The sequence below is a fragment of the Mycobacterium sp. DBP42 genome (assembly GCF_005924235.1).
GTDB lineage: Bacteria > Actinomycetota > Actinomycetes > Mycobacteriales > Mycobacteriaceae > Mycobacterium > Mycobacterium syngnathidarum.
Genome location: NZ_VCMY01000042.1, coordinates 33790 through 52214 on the forward strand (window position 1 = coordinate 33790; position 18425 = coordinate 52214).

Annotated in this window: 12 protein-coding genes and 1 riboswitch; of the genes, 8 read left to right on the forward strand and 4 right to left on the reverse strand. The window is 66.7% G+C overall.

Features of this window, described 5'->3' with window-relative positions; genetic code table 11:
- Positions 1 to 12: 12 nt before the first annotated feature.
- Genes E0T84_RS26260 through E0T84_RS26270 form a run of 3 tightly spaced genes read left to right on the forward strand, consistent with a single transcriptional unit; the run spans position 13 to position 5738 of the window.
- Positions 13 to 1923: an ABC transporter ATP-binding protein gene (locus tag E0T84_RS26260; protein WP_138745935.1), complete on the forward strand. Its 1911-nt coding sequence runs from the start codon at positions 13 to 15 to the stop codon at positions 1921 to 1923.
- 36 nt (positions 1924 to 1959) lie between these two features.
- Positions 1960 to 3897 carry an ABC transporter ATP-binding protein gene (locus E0T84_RS26265; protein WP_171055184.1) on the forward strand — a complete coding sequence of 646 codons (1938 nt, stop codon included), beginning with the start codon at positions 1960 to 1962 and terminating at the stop codon, positions 3895 to 3897.
- Positions 3894 to 5738, forward strand: a complete 1845-nt coding sequence (locus E0T84_RS26270; protein WP_138745937.1) for an ABC transporter ATP-binding protein — start codon at positions 3894 to 3896, stop codon at positions 5736 to 5738. The genes E0T84_RS26265 and E0T84_RS26270 overlap by 4 nt, the downstream gene beginning before the upstream one ends.
- 92 nt (positions 5739 to 5830) lie before the next feature.
- Here the strand turns inward: E0T84_RS26270 and E0T84_RS26275 are convergent, their stop codons facing one another.
- Together E0T84_RS26275 and E0T84_RS26280 are read right to left on the reverse strand one after the other, a co-directional pair.
- Positions 5831 to 6937, reverse strand: a complete 1107-nt coding sequence (locus E0T84_RS26275; protein WP_138745938.1) for an epoxide hydrolase family protein — start codon at positions 6935 to 6937, stop codon at positions 5831 to 5833.
- A gap of 93 nt (positions 6938 to 7030) precedes the next feature.
- Positions 7031 to 7870, reverse strand: coding sequence for a LuxR C-terminal-related transcriptional regulator (locus tag E0T84_RS26280; RefSeq protein WP_138745939.1), 840 nt, complete (start codon positions 7868 to 7870; stop codon positions 7031 to 7033).
- A 58-nt stretch (positions 7871 to 7928) separates the two neighbouring features.
- Between E0T84_RS26280 and E0T84_RS26285 the strand changes: the two genes are divergently transcribed.
- Together E0T84_RS26285 and E0T84_RS26290 are read left to right on the forward strand one after the other, a co-directional pair.
- Complete coding sequence (locus tag E0T84_RS26285; protein ID WP_138745940.1) at positions 7929 to 9626, forward strand: AMP-binding protein; 1698 nt, start codon at positions 7929 to 7931, stop codon at positions 9624 to 9626.
- Positions 9627 to 9634: 8 nt separating this feature from the next.
- Positions 9635 to 11251 (forward strand): AMP-binding protein, encoded by a 1617-nt coding sequence (locus tag E0T84_RS26290; protein ID WP_138745948.1) that lies wholly within the window; start codon positions 9635 to 9637, stop codon positions 11249 to 11251.
- Positions 11252 to 11261: 10 nt separating this feature from the next.
- Here the strand turns inward: E0T84_RS26290 and E0T84_RS26295 are convergent, their stop codons facing one another.
- Positions 11262 to 12341 (reverse strand): asparaginase, encoded by a 1080-nt coding sequence (locus E0T84_RS26295; protein ID WP_138745941.1) that lies wholly within the window; start codon positions 12339 to 12341, stop codon positions 11262 to 11264.
- A gap of 100 nt (positions 12342 to 12441) precedes the next feature.
- On the opposite strand from E0T84_RS26295, the gene E0T84_RS26300 reads away from it, so the two are divergent.
- The 3 genes from E0T84_RS26300 (at position 12442) to E0T84_RS26315 (ending at position 16654) form a co-directional block, all read left to right on the forward strand.
- On the forward strand, positions 12442 to 12882 hold the full coding sequence (locus E0T84_RS26300; RefSeq protein WP_138745942.1) for a hypothetical protein: 441 nt from the start codon (positions 12442 to 12444) through the stop codon (positions 12880 to 12882).
- 624 nt (positions 12883 to 13506) lie between these two features.
- Positions 13507 to 13679, reverse strand: a riboswitch (M-box (ykoK) riboswitch).
- A 225-nt stretch (positions 13680 to 13904) separates the two neighbouring features.
- On the forward strand, positions 13905 to 14645 hold the full coding sequence (locus tag E0T84_RS26310) for a hypothetical protein (protein WP_138745943.1): 741 nt from the start codon (positions 13905 to 13907) through the stop codon (positions 14643 to 14645).
- A 14-nt stretch (positions 14646 to 14659) separates the two neighbouring features.
- Positions 14660 to 16654 (forward strand): YhgE/Pip domain-containing protein, encoded by a 1995-nt coding sequence (locus E0T84_RS26315; protein WP_171055185.1) that lies wholly within the window; start codon positions 14660 to 14662, stop codon positions 16652 to 16654.
- Positions 16655 to 16749: 95 nt separating this feature from the next.
- Here the strand turns inward: E0T84_RS26315 and E0T84_RS26320 are convergent, their stop codons facing one another.
- Positions 16750 to 18222 (reverse strand): carboxyl transferase domain-containing protein, encoded by a 1473-nt coding sequence (locus E0T84_RS26320; RefSeq protein ID WP_138745945.1) that lies wholly within the window; start codon positions 18220 to 18222, stop codon positions 16750 to 16752.
- Between the last annotated feature and the right edge of the window lie 203 nt (positions 18223 to 18425).

The window sequence follows — 18425 nt, forward strand, 5'->3', positions numbered from 1 at the left end:
ACGGTGATGCTCATGAGTATGGAAACGGTGGCCAGGCAGTCGCTGTATCGGCAGGCGCATGCGCGCGACGGCGACCTGCGCACATTGGCCGATCGGCGGCTGTTGTCGCGGATCTGGCGGTTCTCCGCGCGCCACCACCGCACTCTCGGTGGGTTCGTCGCGATCAGCGTGGTCAGTGCGCTGCTCACGGTGACGACGCCGGTGCTGGCCGGCCGGGTGGTCGACGCGATCACCCAGGGTGGGCCGTCGTCGACGGTGGTTCTGCTGGCCGGCACCATCGCGGTGATTGCGGTCGCTGAAGCCGCGGTGGCCTTGCTGACCAGGTGGTTGTCGTCGAACATCGGCGAAGGTTTGATCCTGGACCTGCGCACCGCGGTGTTCGACCACGTGCAGCGCATGCCGGTGGCTTTCTTTACCCGCACCAGGACCGGCGCCTTGGTCAGCCGGCTGGGCAACGACGTGATCGGCGCGCAACGGGCCTTTTCCGACACGCTCTCGGGCATCGTCGCCAACGTGGTGACCCTGACCCTGACGCTGATCGTGATGCTCAGCATCTCGTGGCAGATCACCCTGCTGTCGTTGGCCCTGCTGCCGTTGTTCGTGCTGCCGGCACGTCGCATCGGGGCCCGGATGGCCGGGATGTCACGCGAGGCAGCCGGCCACAACGCCACGATGAACACTCAAATGACCGAACGGTTCTCAGCTCCGGGAGCCACGCTGGTCAAGCTGTTCGGCAGCCCGGAAAACGAGTCGCGTGAGTTCGCGGTGCGTGCCGACCGGGTGCGCGACATCGGGGTGCGCACGGCCATGCTGCAGTCGACGTTCATGAACTCGCTGACGCTGATGTCGGCGCTGGCCCTGGCCCTGGTGTATGGGCTCGGCGGGCTATTCGCGATCGGCGGACAGTTGCAGGCCGGCGCAGTGGTGTCGTTGGCGCTACTGCTGACCAGGCTGTATGCGCCGTTGACCGCCCTGGCCAACGCGCGGGTGGAGATCGCCAGCGCGTTGGTGTCCTTCGAGCGGGTCTTCGAGGTGCTCGATCTGGTGCCGTTGATCACCGAGGAGCCCGATGCTGTCGAGGTGCCGGATGGTGCCGTCGCTGTCGAGTTTGACAACGTCCGCTTCTCGTACCCGTCTGCGGACAAGGTGTCGCTGGCCTCGCTGGAGGAAGTGGCGACGCTGGACGACCGCGGTGGTGACGAGGTACTGCACGGCATTTCGTTCACGGCCGAGCCCGGGCAGATGGTGGCACTGGTCGGGTCGTCGGGGGCGGGCAAGTCGACCATCGCCTCGCTGCTGGCCCGGCTCTATGACGTCGACTCCGGGTCGATCAAGCTCAACGGGGCCGACGTGCGTGACGTGACGTTCGCGTCGCTCAAGGACACCGTGGGCATGGTGACGCAGGACGGGCACCTGTTCCACGAGTCGATCCGGTCGAACCTGGTATTCGGAGCACCCGACGCTCGATCCGATGTCGCCGTCGGGGCGGCTCCGGAAGAAGGCCAGCTCTGGGAGGCGCTGCGCCGGGCCCGGCTCGACGATGTGGTCGCCGCGATGCCCGACGGCTTGGACACGGTTGTCGGTGAGCGCGGATACCGTCTGTCCGGAGGGCAGCGGCAGCGGTTGACCATCGCGCGCCTGCTGTTGGGACGATCACGGGTGGTGGTGCTCGATGAGGCGACGGCGTCGCTGGATTCGGCCTCGGAGGCCGCCGTGCAGCAGGCCCTCGCCGAGGCGCTGGGCGGGCGGACGTCGCTCGTCATCGCCCACCGGTTGTCCACGGTCCGCGCCGCCGATCTCATCTTGGTCGTCGAGGACGGGCGCATCGTCGAACGCGGCACCCATCGCGAGCTGCTGGCCCGCGGCGGTCGCTACGCCGAGCTGTATGACACACAATTCTCCGAGGAGGTCCCCGCGGCATGAGGTTAATCGTTTGCCCCTGATGGGAAGATTGATCCAGTGAGTCAACCCGCGATCGCCCCCTCTACGAAGCGGATCCGGACCAGTTCAGATCTGTGGCGGCTGTTGCCTTATCTGTTGCCGTACCGGGCCCGCTGGATCGTGATGGTCGTGGTCGCAGTGGTCAGCCTGGCCGCGACGGTGGCGATTCCGCTGATGACGAAGGCCGTGATCGACGGTCCGGTACGCCACCAGGATCCGCACGGGCTGTGGGTACTGGGTTCGGCCGCGGTCGCGGTCGGCATCACCGAGGCGGTGCTGTGGTTCATCCGGCGCTGGATGGTCGCCCGCGCAACCATGGGCGTCGAGGCCGATATCCGCAAGGATCTCTATGCCCGGCTGCAGATCCTGCCGATGAGCTTTCACGGCCGCTGGCAGTCCGGCCAGCTGCTGTCGCGGGTGATGAACGATCTGTCCACCATCCGGCGGTTCCTGTCGTTCGGTTTGGTGTTCCTGATCCTCAACACCTTGCAGATCGTCGTGGTGACATCGATCCTGCTGGCGATGTACTGGCCGCTGGGTGTGGTGGTGCTGGTATCGATCGTGCCCATCGCCGCCACCGTGTTGCACTTCGAGCGGGAGTACACCCGGTTGTCGCGGCTCGCGCAGGACCAGACCGGCCACGTCGCAACCCATGTCGAGGAGGCTGCGCTCGGGCTGCGGGTGGTCAAGGCCTTCGGCCGGGAGGATTACGTTTTCGACCGATTCGACGAACAGGCCACGCGGCTGTACGACACTCAGTTCGCCAGGGTGAGCGTGTCGGCGAAGTTCTGGACCCTTCTGGAGGTCATCCCGAACCTGACGCTGATCGTGGTGCTGGGGTTCGGTGCGTACGCGGCAGGCCACGGCCACGTCACGATGGGCACGCTGGTCGCCTTCATCACGATGATGTTGTCGCTGGTGTGGCCGATCGCGTCGCTGGGCTTTCTGCTGTCCATGACGCAGGAGTCGTTCACCGCGGCCAACCGCATCGCCGAGATCTTCGATGCGCCGACCGAAATCACCGATGGCCCGGTATCCGAGCTTCCCCGTGGGGGCCGGCTGGAACTGCGCGACGTGGGTTTCCAGTTCCCCGACGGCGGCAGAATGGCGCCGTCCGGCGAGCCGGACAATTGGGCACTGCGCCACGTGGATGCCGTCGTCGAGCCGGGACAGACGCTGGCCCTGGTCGGTGCGACGGGATCAGGCAAATCGGTACTGGCAGCGCTGTTCTCGCGGTTGTATGACGTGACCGAAGGCCAGATCTTGATCGACGGGCGCGATATCCGGGAGCTGAGCTTGCCTGCACTGCGGCAGACGGTTGCCACCGCATTCGAGGATCCGACGCTGTTCTCGATGTCGGTGGCCGAGAACTTACGGCTGGGCCGTGCTGATGCGACCGACGAGGAGTTGGGCCAGGCGGTCGAAATCGCGGCTGCGCACTTCGTCTACGACCTGCCGTTCGGTCTGGACACCCGCATCGGCGAGCAGGGCATGAGCCTGTCGGGCGGTCAGCGCCAACGCCTTTCGCTGGCCCGCGCCATCCTGGCCGCGCCCAAGATCCTGGTGCTCGACGACACCCTTTCGGCACTGGATGTGCACACCGAGGCCGTCGTGACCGAGGCGCTGGGCCGGGTGCTGCGCGGGGTGACGGGCATCATCGTGGCCCACCGCGCGTCGACCGTGCTGCTGGCCGACAAGGTCGCGCTTCTTCACAGGGTTGGTTCTTCTGGGGCGACCATCACCCACATCGGGAGTCACTCGGAATTGCTGGCACAGGTACCGCAATACCGTTACCTGCTGGCTGCCGATGACCAACTCGACGACGCTTCCGAGCGCAGCTGCGAATGGGAGGACGACGAGGAGTTGGGCCGGTTGCAGCGCGGGCATGCCGAGCGCGCCGCCATCGATGAGGCGGGCGAGCCTCCGCGCCTGGCTGAGGAGGTGCACCGCCGATGACGACCACTGAATGGCGCGGCCAGGTTGTGGACGACGACGCCAACGGCGTCGGTGTCGAACGCTCGGCGCTTCCTATCGACGAGAGCGTGCCAAGGCGCCGCGAGGCCCGGGCGTTGCTGATGTCCTTGCTGCGCCCGTATCGATGGACGGTTGCGGTGCTGGCGCTGGTGGTCGTGGTGGAAAACGCGGCCCGGCTGTCGGTTCCGATCTTGGTGCAGCGCGGTATCGATCGCGGCATCCCCCCGATCCTCGACGGCGGCCCGGCCCGTGAGCTGATGTTCATCGTCGCGACGTTGTGCGCGGTGGTGATCGTGCAGGCGGTCAGTCGGATGTTCTTCCTGCGCCGCTCCGGGCGGGTCGGCCAACGGGTGCTGCTTGAGTTGCGCCGCCGGGTGTTCCGGCACTTCGGCCGCCTCGATGTGGCCTTCCACGATCGCTACACGTCGGGCCGGGTGGTGAGTCGCTCCACCAACGACGTCGAGGCTATCCAGGACATGCTGGAAACCGGTTTCGACAGCCTGATCACCGCGGTACTGACGTTGTTCGGCACCGCGGTCCTGCTGGTGGCCCTCGATTGGCGGCTGGGCTTGATGTGCCTGGCGGCGTTCCCGATCCTGGTCGCCCTGGTGTGGTGGTTCCGCAACGAGTCGGCCAAGACCTACCGCCTGGTGCGCGAAAGCGCCGCACTGGTGATCGTGCAGTTCGTCGAGACCATGACCGGCATCAAAGCGGTGCAGGCCTACCGGCGTGAGTCGCGCAATCAGGAGATCTTCGACGACGTCGCCGACGAGTACCGGGCGATCAACGAGAAGACCTTCAAGCTGCTGGCGGTCTTCATGCCCGGGGTCAAGCTGGTCGGCAACCTCACCACCGGGGTGGTGTTGCTCTATGGCGGCTACCGGGTGCTGCACGGCGAGATGACCATCGGCACGCTGGCCGCATTCCTGCTGTATCTGCGGATGTTCTTCGAGCCGATGCAGGAGATCTCGCAGTTCTTCAACACCTTCCAGTCGGCGTCCTCGGCATTGGAGAAGCTGGCCGGAGTGTTGGCGCAGCGGCCCGCGATCGCCGACCCGCAGGTGCCGGTTGCGCTGCCAGCCCCCAAGGGCGACATCGCGTTCAACGACGTGCGGTTCGAGTACACACCCGGCCGGCCAGTGTTGCCCGGGCTTGAGCTCGCGGTGCCCGCCGGTCAGACGCTGGCGCTGGTGGGCACCACCGGTGCGGGCAAGACCACCATCGCCAAGCTGATCGCCCGGTTCTACGACCCGACGGCCGGATCTGTGACTTTGGACGGGGTGGATCTGCGTGAGCTCGCGCAGTCCGAGCTGCGCCGCCACGTGGTGATGGTGACCCAGGAGAACTTCATGTTCTCCGGCACGGTGGCCGACAACATCCGGTTCGGCCGGCCCTCGGCCACCGACGCCCAGGTTCGGGAGGCTGCTACGGCGGTTGGTGCGGACCGGTTCATCGAGGCATTGCCGGACGGATATGACACCGATGTCGCCAAGCGCGGTGGCCGGCTGTCGGCGGGCCAGCGTCAGTTGGTGGCGTTCGCCCGGGCGTTTCTGGCTGATCCGGCGGTGCTCATCCTGGACGAGGCGACGTCCTCATTGGACATTCCGAGCGAACGAATGGTGCAGCGCGCGTTGGAAACCGTGTTGGCCGACCGCACCGCGCTGGTGATCGCGCACCGGTTGTCCACGGTGCAGATCGCGGACCGGGTCCTGGTGCTCGAGCACGGCCGCATCATCGAGGACGGCGCGCCGCGTGACCTCATCGGCCGCGCCGACGGTGCCTACGCGGCGTTGCACCGGGCCTGGGTCGATTCCCTGGCCTGACTTTCGTCGCTACTCCGCGCCGTTTTCTGCAGCGGGGTGGTTGCCACTCGAAATTCGCAGCCCTGCAGTAGAAAACGGCGCGGAGTGCATCCTCAGCGCACGGTGTCGAAGAAAGTCTTCACGTCCTCGACGAACAGCTCGGGCTGTTCGAAGGCCGCGAAATGCCCGCCGCGCGGCATCGTCGTGAAGTGGGTGACGTTGTAACCGGTCTCGCACCAGCTGCGCGGGGCGCGCAGGATCTCCAGCGGGAAGGACGCGATACCGGTGGGCAGGCTGACGTATTCGCCGCCGGCGAAGGTGTTGTGGCTCTCCCAGTACAAGCGCGCCGACGAGGCCGCCGACGCGGTGAGCCAGTAGAGCATGACGTTGTCGAGCATCTCGTCTTTGGACACCACATTCTCGGGATTTCCGTCGCAGTCCATCCAGGACCAGAACTTCTCCACGATCCAGGCCAGCTGACCGACGGGGGAGTCCACCAGGCCGTAGCCGACGGTCTGCGGCCGGGTGGACTGCTGCTTCATGTAGCCCGAATCCCATTTGCGGTAGTAGTCGATCCGGGCCAGCGCCTTCTGCAGGTCCTCGGTCATCTCGCCGATGCCCTCGGCGGGCGGCTGCGCGATCGGCATGTTCACGTGGATACCGACGCACGATCCGACGTTGCGCCCGATCTGCGTCGTCACCGCCGCACCCCAGTCACCGCCCTGGGCGCCGTAGCGGTCGTATCCCAGCCGCGTCATCAACGTGTCCCAGGCTCGCGCGATCTTCTCGATGCCCCAGCCGGTGGCGGTCGGCTTGCCGGAGAACCCGTAGCCGGGAAGTGACGGGCACACGATGTCGAATCCGGCCTCGGTCAGCGGCTCGATCACCTTGTGGAATTCGACGATGGAACCGGGCCAGCCGTGCGTGATCAGCAGCGGGAACGCGTTCTCACGGCCGGAGCGCTGGTGGATGAAATGGATGTCGAGGCCGTCGATTTCGGTGGTGAAGTGGTCGAACCGGTTCAGGGCGGCCTCGCGGACGCGCCAGTCGTAGTCTTTGGCCCAGTAGTCGGCCAGTTCCTTGGTGTAGTCCAGCGGGATGCCCTGGGACCAGTCGTCGACGCACTCGGGCTCGGGCCAGCGGGTCCGGTTCAGCCTGGCCTTGAGGTCGTCGAGGTCGGCGTCGGGAATGGCGATGCGGAAGGGAGTGATCTGAGGCATACGGTCATCCTCCCAGTACCGAGCCGACCGTTGTGCTGAAGATCGCGGCCACCTGGTGACCTCAATCTTCAGCACAAGTGTCCCGCCCCTTCGTCAGGGGATCTGTCGCAGCCGCCTGGCCTTGGACACCGCCTCATGGCGATTGCGGGCTCCGAGCTTGGCTGCTGCACTACGCAGATAGCTCTTCACGGTTTCCGGCTTGAGCGAGAGACGCTGCGCTGCTTCGGCATTGGTGCACCCGAGGGCGACCTGCGCCAGCACGTCGACCTCGCGGGAGGTCAGCGGGGCGCTGGCCGGGGGATCGCCGCGCAGCGCGACCGCCAGCCGGTCGGCGAGCTCCCGTAACGGCCCGGCCAGGTCCGGGGTGTCGGCGGCCAGCCGGCGCAGGTCGGCGTGCACTTCGCGGATCTGCTCGGTGTCGGCCGGCTGGCTGGTGAAATTCGTCAGCGCGGTCTCGCGCATCCGCATGCGCCGGTCCACTTCGTCGCGGACCCGCAGCTCGTCGCTCAACCGTTGCGCTGAGGCGACCATCGCCGCGGCGGTGCGATCGCCGATCGGCGCGCTGGTGCGGTGGGCTCCGTACAGCACGGCCCGGGTCGTGCCGTCGACGAGCACCGGCACCGCCAGGATCGAGCGGATGCCCTCGGACAGCACCGGCTCGTCGTAGTCGTGGGTGATGGTCGAGGCGCGTCGATAGTCGGTCACCGAGATGGGACGGCGAGAGACCACGCTGGCCCCGCCCAGCCCGGCGCGCGGCAACACCGCCAGCCCGCGCATGGCGCCGGTGCGGGTGCCGAAGAACTCGCTCAACAGCAGGGTGTCGTCGTGTACTTGCCCGCCGAAGGTCAGCGGAAGCCCGGTGTCGGTGGCCATCCGGCGCAGCTCGGCGCGTACCGCGTCGGCGTCGCGAGGGCGCAGCAACCAGGGGCGCATCGTGGGTACACACTTTCGGGGGTAGCGGGCGGCAAGTGTGACGTAGAGCATAACTGTCATGAATGCCGTCGCGAGCAACACGGACCGCTACCGCGGTGCCCGTGACCAGCTGGTTGCCGCCATCGCCGATTATGAGCGGGCCGTCGACGAGTTCGCCTGGCCGCAGATCAGCGGCACCTTCAATTGGGCAGTCGACTGGTTCGACGCCATCGCCAGGGGCAATGACCGCACCGCGCTGTGGATCGTCGAGGAGGACGGTTCCGAGCGGCAGGTGACCTTTGCCGAGATAGCGCAGCGGTCCGACCGGGTCGCGGCCTGGCTGCAGGGGCTCGGCGTGGGCAAGGGCGACCGCGTCCTGTTGATGCTCGGCAATCAGGTCGAGTTGTGGGAGGCCATGCTGGCCATCGCCAAGCTGGGCGCGGTCATCATGCCGACCACCGGGGCGCTGGGCCCGGCGGATCTGTCCGATCGCATCGCCCGCGGCGGCGCGCGGTTCGTCATCGCCAACGCGGCCGACGCGGTGAAGTTCGCCGGGGTGCCGGGCGACTATGTGCGAATCGCGGTCGGCCAGGCCTCGCCCGGTTGGCATCGCTACACCGATGCGAAGGACGTGGCACCGCGCCGGTTCGAGGCGTGCACCACGGTCGACGACCCGATGCTCATCTACTTCACCTCGGGCACCACGAGCAGGCCGAAACTGGTCGAGCATTCCCAGGTGAGCTACCCGGTCGGCCATCTGACCACCATGGCCTGGATCGGCGTCAGGCCCGGCGACGTGCACCTGGCGATCAGCTCGCCCGGCTGGGCCAAGCACGCCTGGAGCTGTTTCTTCGCGCCGTGGATCGCCGAGGCGACGATCTTCGTCTACAACTACGCGCGTTTCGATGCCGCGGCACTGTTGGGCCAGTTGCGGCGGGCGAAGGTCAACACCTTCTGCGCCCCACCCACGGTGTGGCGCATGCTGATTCAGGCCGACCTGGGGGCGCGGCCCGAAGGATTACGAGAGATCCTGGGCGCCGGTGAGCCGTTGAACCCCGATGTGATCGCCCGGGTGGAAAAGGCCTGGGGGCTGACGATTCGCGACGGGTTCGGCCAGACCGAGACCTCGCTGCTGATCGGTAACACCCCCGGCCAGCCGGTGAAACCCGGTTCGATGGGCCGTCCGATGCCGGGAGTTCCGGTGGTGCTGGTGGATCCGATCACCTCGACGCTTGCCGAGGAAGGGGAGATCTGCCTGGACCTGGCGGCACACCCGCGGAACCTGATGACCGGTTATCTCGGTGACCCGCAACGCAATGAGGCCGTGATGGCCGGCGGCTTTTACCACACCGGTGACGTCGCTGCGCGTGACGAGGATGGCTACATCACCTACATCGGGCGCACCGACGACGTGTTCAAGTCCAGTGACTACAAAGTGTCGCCTTTCGAGTTGGAAAGTGTGCTGATCGAGCATCCGGCCGTGGTCGAGGCCGCGGTGGTGCCCCAACCCGATGACACCCGGTTGTCGGTGCCCAAGGCGTACATCGCGCTGGCCGATGGCTGGGAAGCCGACGCGGACACGGCAAGAGACGTCATGGCCTATGCCCGTGACCATCTCGCGCCTTATCTCAAGGTGCGCCGGGTCGAGTTCTTCGACCTGCCGAAGACGATCTCGGGCAAGATTCGCCGCGTGGAGTTGCGCAAACGTGAGGAAGCGGCTCATGAAGCGGGCCAACCGATTTCCGCCGAATACCGATACGAGGATCTTGTGGAATGAATACGGCGCTGAGTTCCTATGATCGTGGCCCTGCCGAGGTACCGGTGCTCGAAGAGACGATCGGCGCGCACTTCGAGCGCATGGTGGCGGCCGATCCGGACGCCGAGGCGCTGGTCGAGGTGGCCACCGGGCGGCGCTGGACCTACGCCGCTCTGAACGGCGAAGCCGACTCGGTGGCGCGCGGGCTCATGGCCTTGGGTGTGCTGAAGGGCGACCGTGTCGGTATCTGGGCGCCCAACTGTGCCGAATGGGTGATGCTGCAGCTCGCGACGGCGAAGATCGGCGCGATCCTGGTCAACATCAACCCCGCCTACCGCACGCACGAGCTGGCGTACGTACTCAAGCAATCCGGTATCCGAACCCTGGTGTCGGCGACAGCCTTCAAGTCCTCCGACTACGTGACGATGGTGGCCGAGGTGCGGGCGGACTGTCCGGCGCTGAAAGACATCATCTTCCTCGGCACCCTGGACTGGGATCGGCTGCACACAGAGCAGGTCGGCGAGGACCAATTGCGGGCGCGGACCGATGAGCTGACCAACACCGACCCGATCAACATCCAGTACACCTCGGGGACAACAGGATTCCCCAAGGGAGCGACGCTCAGCCATCGCAACATCCTGAACAACGGGTTCTTCGTCGGCGGGCTGATCAATTTCGAGCGCGGCGACCGGGTGTGTATCCCGGTGCCGTTCTACCACTGCTTCGGCATGGTGATGGGCAACCTCGGGGCGTTGACCCACGGCGCGACGATCGTCATCCCCGCACCGGGATTCGATCCCGGCAGCACGCTGGCCACGGTCGAATCGCAGCGGTGCACCGCGCTGTACGGGGTGCCGACGATGTTCATCGCGATGCTCGGGCATCCCGATTTCGCCCAGTTCGACCTGTCCTCATTGCGGACCGGCATCATGGCGGGCTCGGTCTGCCCGGTCGAGGTGATGAAGCGGGTGGTGGCCGACATGCACATGGCGGAGGTGGCGATCTGTTACGGCATGACCGAGACGTCACCGGTGTCGTGTCAGACGCTGGTCGACGACGATCTGGAGCGCCGTACCGCCACCATCGGGCGGGTCCATCCACACCTCGAGATCAAGATCGTCGACCCGGATACCGGTGAGACGGTCGAGCGCGGACAACCCGGGGAGTTCTGCACCCGTGGGTATTCGGTGATGCTGGGCTATTGGGATCAGGACGCCAAGACTGCCGAGGCGATCGATACCGAAGACTGGATGCACACCGGCGATCTGGCGGTGATGCGTGAGGACGGCTACTGCACGGTGGTCGGCAGGATCAAGGACATGGTGATCCGCGGCGGGGAGAACGTCTACCCCCGGGAGATCGAGGAGTTCCTCTACACCCATCCCGACATCGACGACGCCCAGGTGATCGGCGTCCCCGATGCCAAGTACGGCGAGGAGATCTGCGCCTGGGTCCGGATGAAGCCGGGTCGGGCGCCGCTGGACGCCGAGTCGCTGCGGGCCTTCGCCACCGGGAAGCTGGCGCATTACAAGATTCCGCGCTATGTGGTTGTGGTGGACGAGTTCCCGATGACGGTGACCGGCAAGATCCGCAAGGTCGACATGCGGGACGAGAGCGTCAAGCTGCTCGGCCTCGGCCCTGAGTAGGTCTCAGATATCAGCCCCAGCGCTTGATCACGTCGCCCACCGGCTGTTTGGCGGCCAGCGCAGCCATCATCAGTACCCGCGCCTGGCTCGGCCGAAGGTGGCGAACCATCACGGCGCCGGCCTTGACCATGTCGTCACCGGGACCGTATTCGGCGATGACTTCCCCTGTCGGGACCCGGCTGGAGATCCCGAATGCCACACCGGCGGGCGCGTGTCGGCGTACCGCGTCCACGACGCCGTCACCGGCGTTCCCGGAACCCAATGCCTCCACGATGATTCCGCGGGCTCCCGCGGCCACCGCCGCATCGATGGGCCCCGCGCCATCGCCCGGATAGGCCGCGACAACATTGACCCGCGGCGCTCCGGCCGCCGGCACGTCGCCGACGAAAGGCCGCTGCGCGGGATGGTCCAGCTTGAAAGTGTTCTCGGCGACCGAGCCGATCGGTGGGGTGCCGCCGAAGGCGTGAAGGTCCTGGGTGTTCACCTTGTGGGTGCCCAGCGCTTGAAAGACGTCGCCGGCGAACATGATCATCACGCCCTGGTCGCGAGCGGCCGGACTGGACGCCACGGTCAGGGCGTCCCGCAGGTTTGTCGGCCCGTCGGCATCCGGGGCGTCGGAGCTGCGCTGCGCACCGGTCAGCACGATCGGTGCCGGCCCGTTGTAGGTGACATCCAGCCACATCGCGGTGTCTTCCATGGTGTCGGTGCCGTGGGTGATGACCACGCCGGACGCCCCATCGGCCACCGCCTTCTTGGCGGCCGCGCCGATCACATCCCAGTCGGCCGGCGTCAGTTGTGAGCTGTCCTTCTTCATCACGTCCACGACCTGGACATCGAGGCCGGCCGCCAGATCAGCGCCGCTGACTGTCGGGCGGCGCACGCCGTTGGCATCTGTGCTCGTCGCGATGGTCCCTCCGGTGGTGATCACCACGACCCGGCCCGCTGCCGGTTCGCCGTTGCCGGCCTCGCCGGTAGTCGTCGTGTCGGTCGACGTCGTATTGGTCGCACACGCGGCCGTCAACGCGACCGCGAGAAGGACGGTGGTCATCGTCCGTCGCGACCGGCAGCGGCGGGCTACGAAGTTCGTCATGGCGCAGACGCTACGGCGATACGCGAATGCGCACCGGCGTTTCGGGAGCTCATCCGCTTTTTGGCGGCGTCGACGTGTGATTGCTGCGACGATAGGAGGCATGTCCGTCACGCACGCCTGCAGCGTTCTGGGGCGACGCTCCTGTGCACTGTTGGCTGCCTGTTCGGCGACGCTGCATGTGGTGATGCTCGGGATGACCGCCAATCTGGTGGCCGCCGTGGTGCTTGCGGCGATGATCGTGGGTTGCCTGTACTGCGCAGGTCACCTGTGGCGCAGTGGCACTCCCTCCGTCTGGTGCACGATTGCGTTGATGAGCCTGGCGATGATCGCCCTGCACACCCCGATGCCCGCCCATCATCATGGCGCGGTGGCCACGGTCCCGGCTTCGGCGGTGATGACGACGGCGACGTTGATTGCATTGCTCGAGGTGATCATCGCCGCTGCCGTTCTGACGGTTTGCACCCGGCACCGCTCGGTGATCAGCCCGTCGGCGGGACGAACTGACTCACCACCAGCCGCGCGCACTGCTGAAGTATCTTGACCGCCAAGGTGTCCCGCTCGTGGTCCGGACGGTCCGCCACAGGTCGCACCGAATCGGCTGACGGAAGCCGCATTCGGTGCGACCTGAGGTGGGGTTCGGGTACGGATGGATCAGTTCGCGTCGATCGTGACGTGAAAGATCGTCAGGTCAACGGGATCTGGGATGCTCGGCTATCGAGCGCGGTGAGAGCCACCGCCCAGGGAAGCGGTCAAGACCGCTACCGGGGTGTTGCTCATCCTCAGGTTGTGCCGCTCCTGCGGGGTCAGTGACGCGCGCGTGTGGATCCACGCGATCGGACCTCTGATCAAGCCGTGAGCATGACGAAGAAAAGTGTTGCGCTGCATCGGATCATCTCCATGAGAATCGGAGCTATCCGTGTCGGCAGGCACGCGGCGGCCGCCCACCGCGGGCATCCGAGGTGGGGGATCTACGCAGCCTTCGACGGCGGATAGGTGTTTACGGACAGACGTTGTCGAATCGGTCTGGGATACGGACTGTCACTTGACGTCATTTCGTCTTCACCTCCTCGCTGTCAGGCGCACGCAACGCCGTTGGTCTTGACGCATTCGTCAGCTGTAGACCTGAAGAGGAAGTGGGGCGCATGGCCAGACAACGTGGCGGGCGCGAGCACTTCCTCATCAGAGCTTTGGCACTACACGACGTGTCCCACCAGAGGTGGGAAGCCACTTCGGGTCATCCCTTAGGCCGGGAAGACCTGTCCTAACCCTGGGCGTCTCTCGACGTCGTCGGATCAGTGGCCTGTGTTCGAGTAGGAGCCTCACCTAACGAAGCGCGACATTCATTAGAAGCCTTACCCGCGGAGGTTGTCAACGCGGTTTGCGGTCGGATCGACGATGGCTCCAAATCAGTTGTGTCAGTGCGGTACTGAGCTGGCCTGTCCGAAGCGTGACCGCCGTCACCCGAAGTCTCGGAGGGTGTGGACAGCGTTCACTCAGGAATCGCCAGGCTGGCGGAGTTTGCGGTTGCCTGTGCGCGCCCGCCCGATGTGTTGTGATGTGCCTATGCCTGAGCAAAGTCCCGAGAGTGATCCCGGCGAGGACGAGCAAAAGCCACCGGCCCTCACCGCGCGGGCGATCGCGATGCACGGCCCCTGGGGTCCGGTGTACGGGCCCATCGATCTCGATATCGACGAAGGCGGCGTCACCGTGCTGGCCGCCCCGGCGGGCACCGGCCGCACCGCGCTGTTGATGACACTGGCGGGCCGGATGAAGCCGGCGCGTGGACAGCTGACCGTGTTCGGGCGCACCCGCGCCACCGACATCTTCCGCTGCGCGGCCCTGGCCGGGATCGACGAACTCGACACGGTGTCCGAATCGGTGACCGTGCGTGATCTGGTGACAGAGCAACGTCGGTGGGACGCGCCCTGGTACACGCTGGTGGGCCGCGCCGACGAAGACGATCTGGCGGCCATGTGTGCCCCGGTGTTCGGGGAGCTGCCGTTGCCGTCGCTGACGTCCTACTTCGACGGCCTCACCGAGCTCGACCAGATCCTGTTGCGCATCGCCCTGGCCAACACCGCGAGCCCGCCGCTGTTGGTGGTCGGCAACCTCGACCACCTCACCGATGACCGCAACCGCGACATCGTGCTGGGTCGTCTGATCGCGCTGGGGGAGAAGCAGACCGTGATCACCGCGACGGTCAACGGGGTGCCCGGCCATCTGGCCTCGGCTGTGCGGGCCCAGTTGACAGTGCCCAACACCACGCTGGCCGAGCTGGCCGGTTCGCAGAAAGGTGGCGAGTAACCGTGCTAGCCGGAATGTCGTTGGGTACCGACCTGAAACGTTTCTCGCGCGGGACGATGCCGCGGATCGCGCTCGTGACGGTGATCTTGCTGCCGCTGTTGTACGGCGCGATGTACCTGTGGGCGTTCTGGAACCCGTTCGGCGAGGTGAACAAAGTTCCGGTGGCGTTGGTCAACGAGGACCGGGGCACAGTCGTGGAGGGTGAGCAGGTCAAGGCCGGGGACGAGGTCTCCGATGCGCTGGTTGATTCGGGTCAGCTTCAGCTGCACCGGGTTTCGGCGCAGGAGGCAGCTGACGGGGTGGCCGACGGCAAGTACTACTTCTCGATCACGCTGCCGCAGGATTTCAGCACCAGCATCACTTCTCCGTCGGGTGGGTCGCCGCACCAGGCCAACGTGCGCTTCACGTTCAACGACGCCAACAACTACCTGGGCTCGATCATCGGCCAGAATGCCGCCCGTGAGGTGCTCAACCAGATCAACGCGAAGATCGGCGAACGCACCCTCGGCACCGTCCTGACCGGACTGACGGATGCCGGAACAGGCCTGATCAAGGCTGCCGACGGCGCGCAGCAGCTGGCCACCGGTAGCGCAGCGGCCAACGACGGCGCACACCGATTGTCCACCGGGGCCGACGCCTTGACGGCCGGCCTGGTCACCGCGCGCGACGGGTCCTCCCAACTGGCCGCGGGCACCAGACAGTTGTCGACTGCGGTCGACACCGCAACCGATCCACTACTGACCGTGCTGGACCGCGTCAGTGGACTCGGATTGGACCCCAACGAGGTCGGCCTGGCCGCACAGCGGCTGTCGGGGGCGGTGCGCTCGACCACGGACCGGATTGCCGCGCTCAACATCGACCAGGCCCAAGCCGCGGCGATCGTCGACCAGGCGGTCGGATTCCTGCGCAACAACCCTGATCCCGCCGTGCGTGACACCGGGGAGTTCCTCGCCGGAGCGCAACGGCTGCTGCAAGCTCGCGGTCTTGACCCCACCACAGACGAGGGCTTGATCCGGTTGCGGGACAACGCTACCCAGCTGGAGAGCGAGCTGGGTGACCCGAACAGCAAGCTGCGGGTGTTCATCAACAAGGCCCTTACCGGTGGTCTGCGTTCCGATGTCGTCAAATTGCGTGACGGCGCGCACCAGCTCAACGACGGTGCCCAGCGGCTGAACAGCGGGCTGGTGCAGCTGGCCAACGGGGGTCGCCAATTATCCAACGGGGCAGGAGAACTCGCGGCCGGCACGGAGAAGCTGCAGGCCGGCAATCAGCAATTGGCCACCGCGCTCAAAGAGGGATCGACCCAGGTCCCGTCCTGGACTCCGCAGCAGCGCACCGAGGTGGCGCGCACCCTGGCCGCACCTGTGGCGCTGGACATCCAGACCCACAATCCGGCCGCCACGTTCGGTACCGGCTTCGCTCCGTTCTTCTTGCCGTTGGCGCTGTTCATCGGTGCACTCATCATCTGGATGTTGTTGAAGCCGTTGCAGTCCCGGCCGGTGGTCAACGGCCTGGGCGCGCTGCGCGTGGTGCTGGCCTCCTACTGGCCCGCCCTCCTGATCGTGGTCTGCCAGGTCGTGGTGATGTATGTGGTGGTGCATTTCGGGGTGGGTCTGCAGGCCAAATACCCGTTGGCCACGGTGGCTTTCCTGCTGCTGGTCGCGGGCACGTTCCTGGCATTGATCCAGGCGTTCAACGCGCTGTTCGGGGTATCGGTGGGCCGGGTGGTGACGTTGGCCTTCCTGATGCTGCAACTCGTCTCGGCCGGCGGTATCTATCCGGTGGAGACCACGGCCAAACCATTCCAGATCCTGCACCCCGTCGACCCGATGACATACGCGGTCAACGGTCTTCGCCAGTTGATCGTTGGCGGCATCGATTCGCGGCTGTGGATCGCCATCGCAGTGCTGTCCGGCGTGCTGGCCGTTTCGCTGGCGGCCAGCTCTTGGGCCGCGCGAAGAGACCGGCAATACACCATGGACAGGCTGCACCCGCCGATCGAAGTCTGAGCCTCGCAAAAGCTCCCGAGAGCAACGCTATGGTCGTGAATCCTCGAGCCGAGCGACCACAGCGTTGATCTGGGCGGTGCCGGAATCGGAGAAGCTCAGGCCAACCCGGTCCGCCGGTAACGGTCCAGCCGGGTCTGCAGTCGCTGCTCGCCGGGCACCGCACGCAATTGGGAGAGCTCGCTGCCGATGGCGGTCGACAGTCGCTGGGTGAAGGCCCGTGGCTCGTCCGCAGCGTCGGGATGCTCGGGCACGATCACATCGACGATGCCGGCCCGCAGCAGATCCGTCGACCGAACCCCTTGTGCGGCAGCCAGTTCCGGGGCATGCGCAGTGTCACGGAAGACGATCGCGCTGGCGCCCTCGGGCGGCAGGGGCGCCAGCCAGCCGTTGGCCGCGGCCAGCACCCGGTCGGCGGGCACCATCGCCAGGGCGGGCCCGCCGCTGCCCTGGCCCATCAGCACCGACACCGTCGGGGTGTCCAGCGTGACCAATTCGGCCAGGCAGCGGGCGATCTCGCCGGCCAGCCCACCCTGCTCGGCCTCGATCGACAAGGCCGGGCCCGGGGTGTCGATCACCAGGACCAGCGGCAGCTGCAGTCCGGCCGCCAACGCCATGCCGCGCCGGGCCTCGCGCAGCGCGCCGGGCCCGACCAGCCCACCCTCGCTGCGTCGCTGGCCGAGCACCACCGCGGGCTGTCCCCCGAAGCGGGCCAGGGCCAGCAGCATCGTCGCGGCCTCGCCGCGTTCGGTTCCGGAGAGCAGCACCCGGTCCGTGGCTCCGTGCCGCAACAGGTACCCCACGCCGGGGCGGTCGGGCCGCCGCGAGGCCAGCACCGATTCCCAGGCGGGCACGTCGGGCAGTGGTTCAGGGGCTGTGGGCGCAGGGGGTGGGACAGGAGTGTCCACGACCACCCGCAGCGTGCGGTCCAGGGTGTCGCGCAGCAGCGCGAGCGGCACCACCCCGTCGATCACGCCGTGGGCGTGCAGATTCTCGGCGGTCTGCACACCGGAGGGGAACGGTTCGCCGTACAGGTGCTCGTACACCCTGGGCCCGAGGAAGCCGATCAACGCGCCGGGCTCGGCGGCGGTGACGTGCCCGAGTGAACCCCAGGAGGCGAACACCCCGCCGGTGGTGGGATGCCGCAGGTAGACGAGGTAGGGCAGGTGGGCCTGCTTGTGCAGTTCGACGGCGGCGGCGATCTTGACCATCTGCAGAAAGGCCACGGTGCCTTCCTGCATCCGGGTCCCGCCGGAGCTCGGGGAGGCCAGGATCGGCAGCCGCTCGGCTGTGGCTCTCGTCACCGCGGCGGTGATCCTTTCGGCGGCGGCCACCCCGATCGATCCGGCCAGGAAATCGAACTCGCAGGCCACCACGGCCACGCGGCGGCCGAAAATGGTGCCTTCGCCGGTCAGCACGGATTCGTCGAGCCCGGTCTTCGCCGATGCCTCGGCCAGTTCGCGCTGGTAATCCTCGGAACGGGCCACTTCAAGGGGCGCCGTATCCCAGCTCTGGAACGAGCCCTCGTCGAGCACTGCATCACGAAGCGCGCGGGCGCCGATCCGACTCACGCGGCCAGCCTATATAAAGCGTGTCGAACAGCTCGGTGCGTTCGGCACCGCCCTTCTCGGGCGTCCATTGGTTCAAGCCGCGGGTGCGGTGTGAACGTTGGTTCCCGCGTCACTCGGGCTGGTTTCACCAACACCGCGGTGTTGGTCAGCGCCGTCCCGTCGGCGGGCATTGGTGGCCCGGCCTCCTGCTCGGGGGTCCGGGG

Bases quoted from the DNA above. Each gene is read 5' to 3' on its own strand.
- E0T84_RS26260 (WP_138745935.1), top strand. From the start codon at position 13: ATGAGTATGGAAACGGTGGCCAGGCAGTCGCTGTATCGGCAGGCGCAT.
- E0T84_RS26270 (WP_138745937.1), top strand. From the start codon at position 3,894: ATGACGACCACTGAATGGCGCGGCCAGGTTGTGGACGACGACGCCAAC.
- E0T84_RS26275 (WP_138745938.1), bottom strand. From the start codon at position 6,937: ATGCCTCAGATCACTCCCTTCCGCATCGCCATTCCCGACGCCGACCTC.
- E0T84_RS26280 (WP_138745939.1), bottom strand. From the start codon at position 7,870: ATGCGCCCCTGGTTGCTGCGCCCTCGCGACGCCGACGCGGTACGCGCC.
- E0T84_RS26285 (WP_138745940.1), top strand. From the start codon at position 7,929: ATGAATGCCGTCGCGAGCAACACGGACCGCTACCGCGGTGCCCGTGAC.
- E0T84_RS26295 (WP_138745941.1), bottom strand. From the start codon at position 12,341: ATGACGAACTTCGTAGCCCGCCGCTGCCGGTCGCGACGGACGATGACC.
- E0T84_RS26300 (WP_138745942.1), top strand. From the start codon at position 12,442: ATGTCCGTCACGCACGCCTGCAGCGTTCTGGGGCGACGCTCCTGTGCA.
- E0T84_RS26310 (WP_138745943.1), top strand. From the start codon at position 13,905: ATGCCTGAGCAAAGTCCCGAGAGTGATCCCGGCGAGGACGAGCAAAAG.
- E0T84_RS26315 (WP_171055185.1), top strand. From the start codon at position 14,660: ATGTCGTTGGGTACCGACCTGAAACGTTTCTCGCGCGGGACGATGCCG.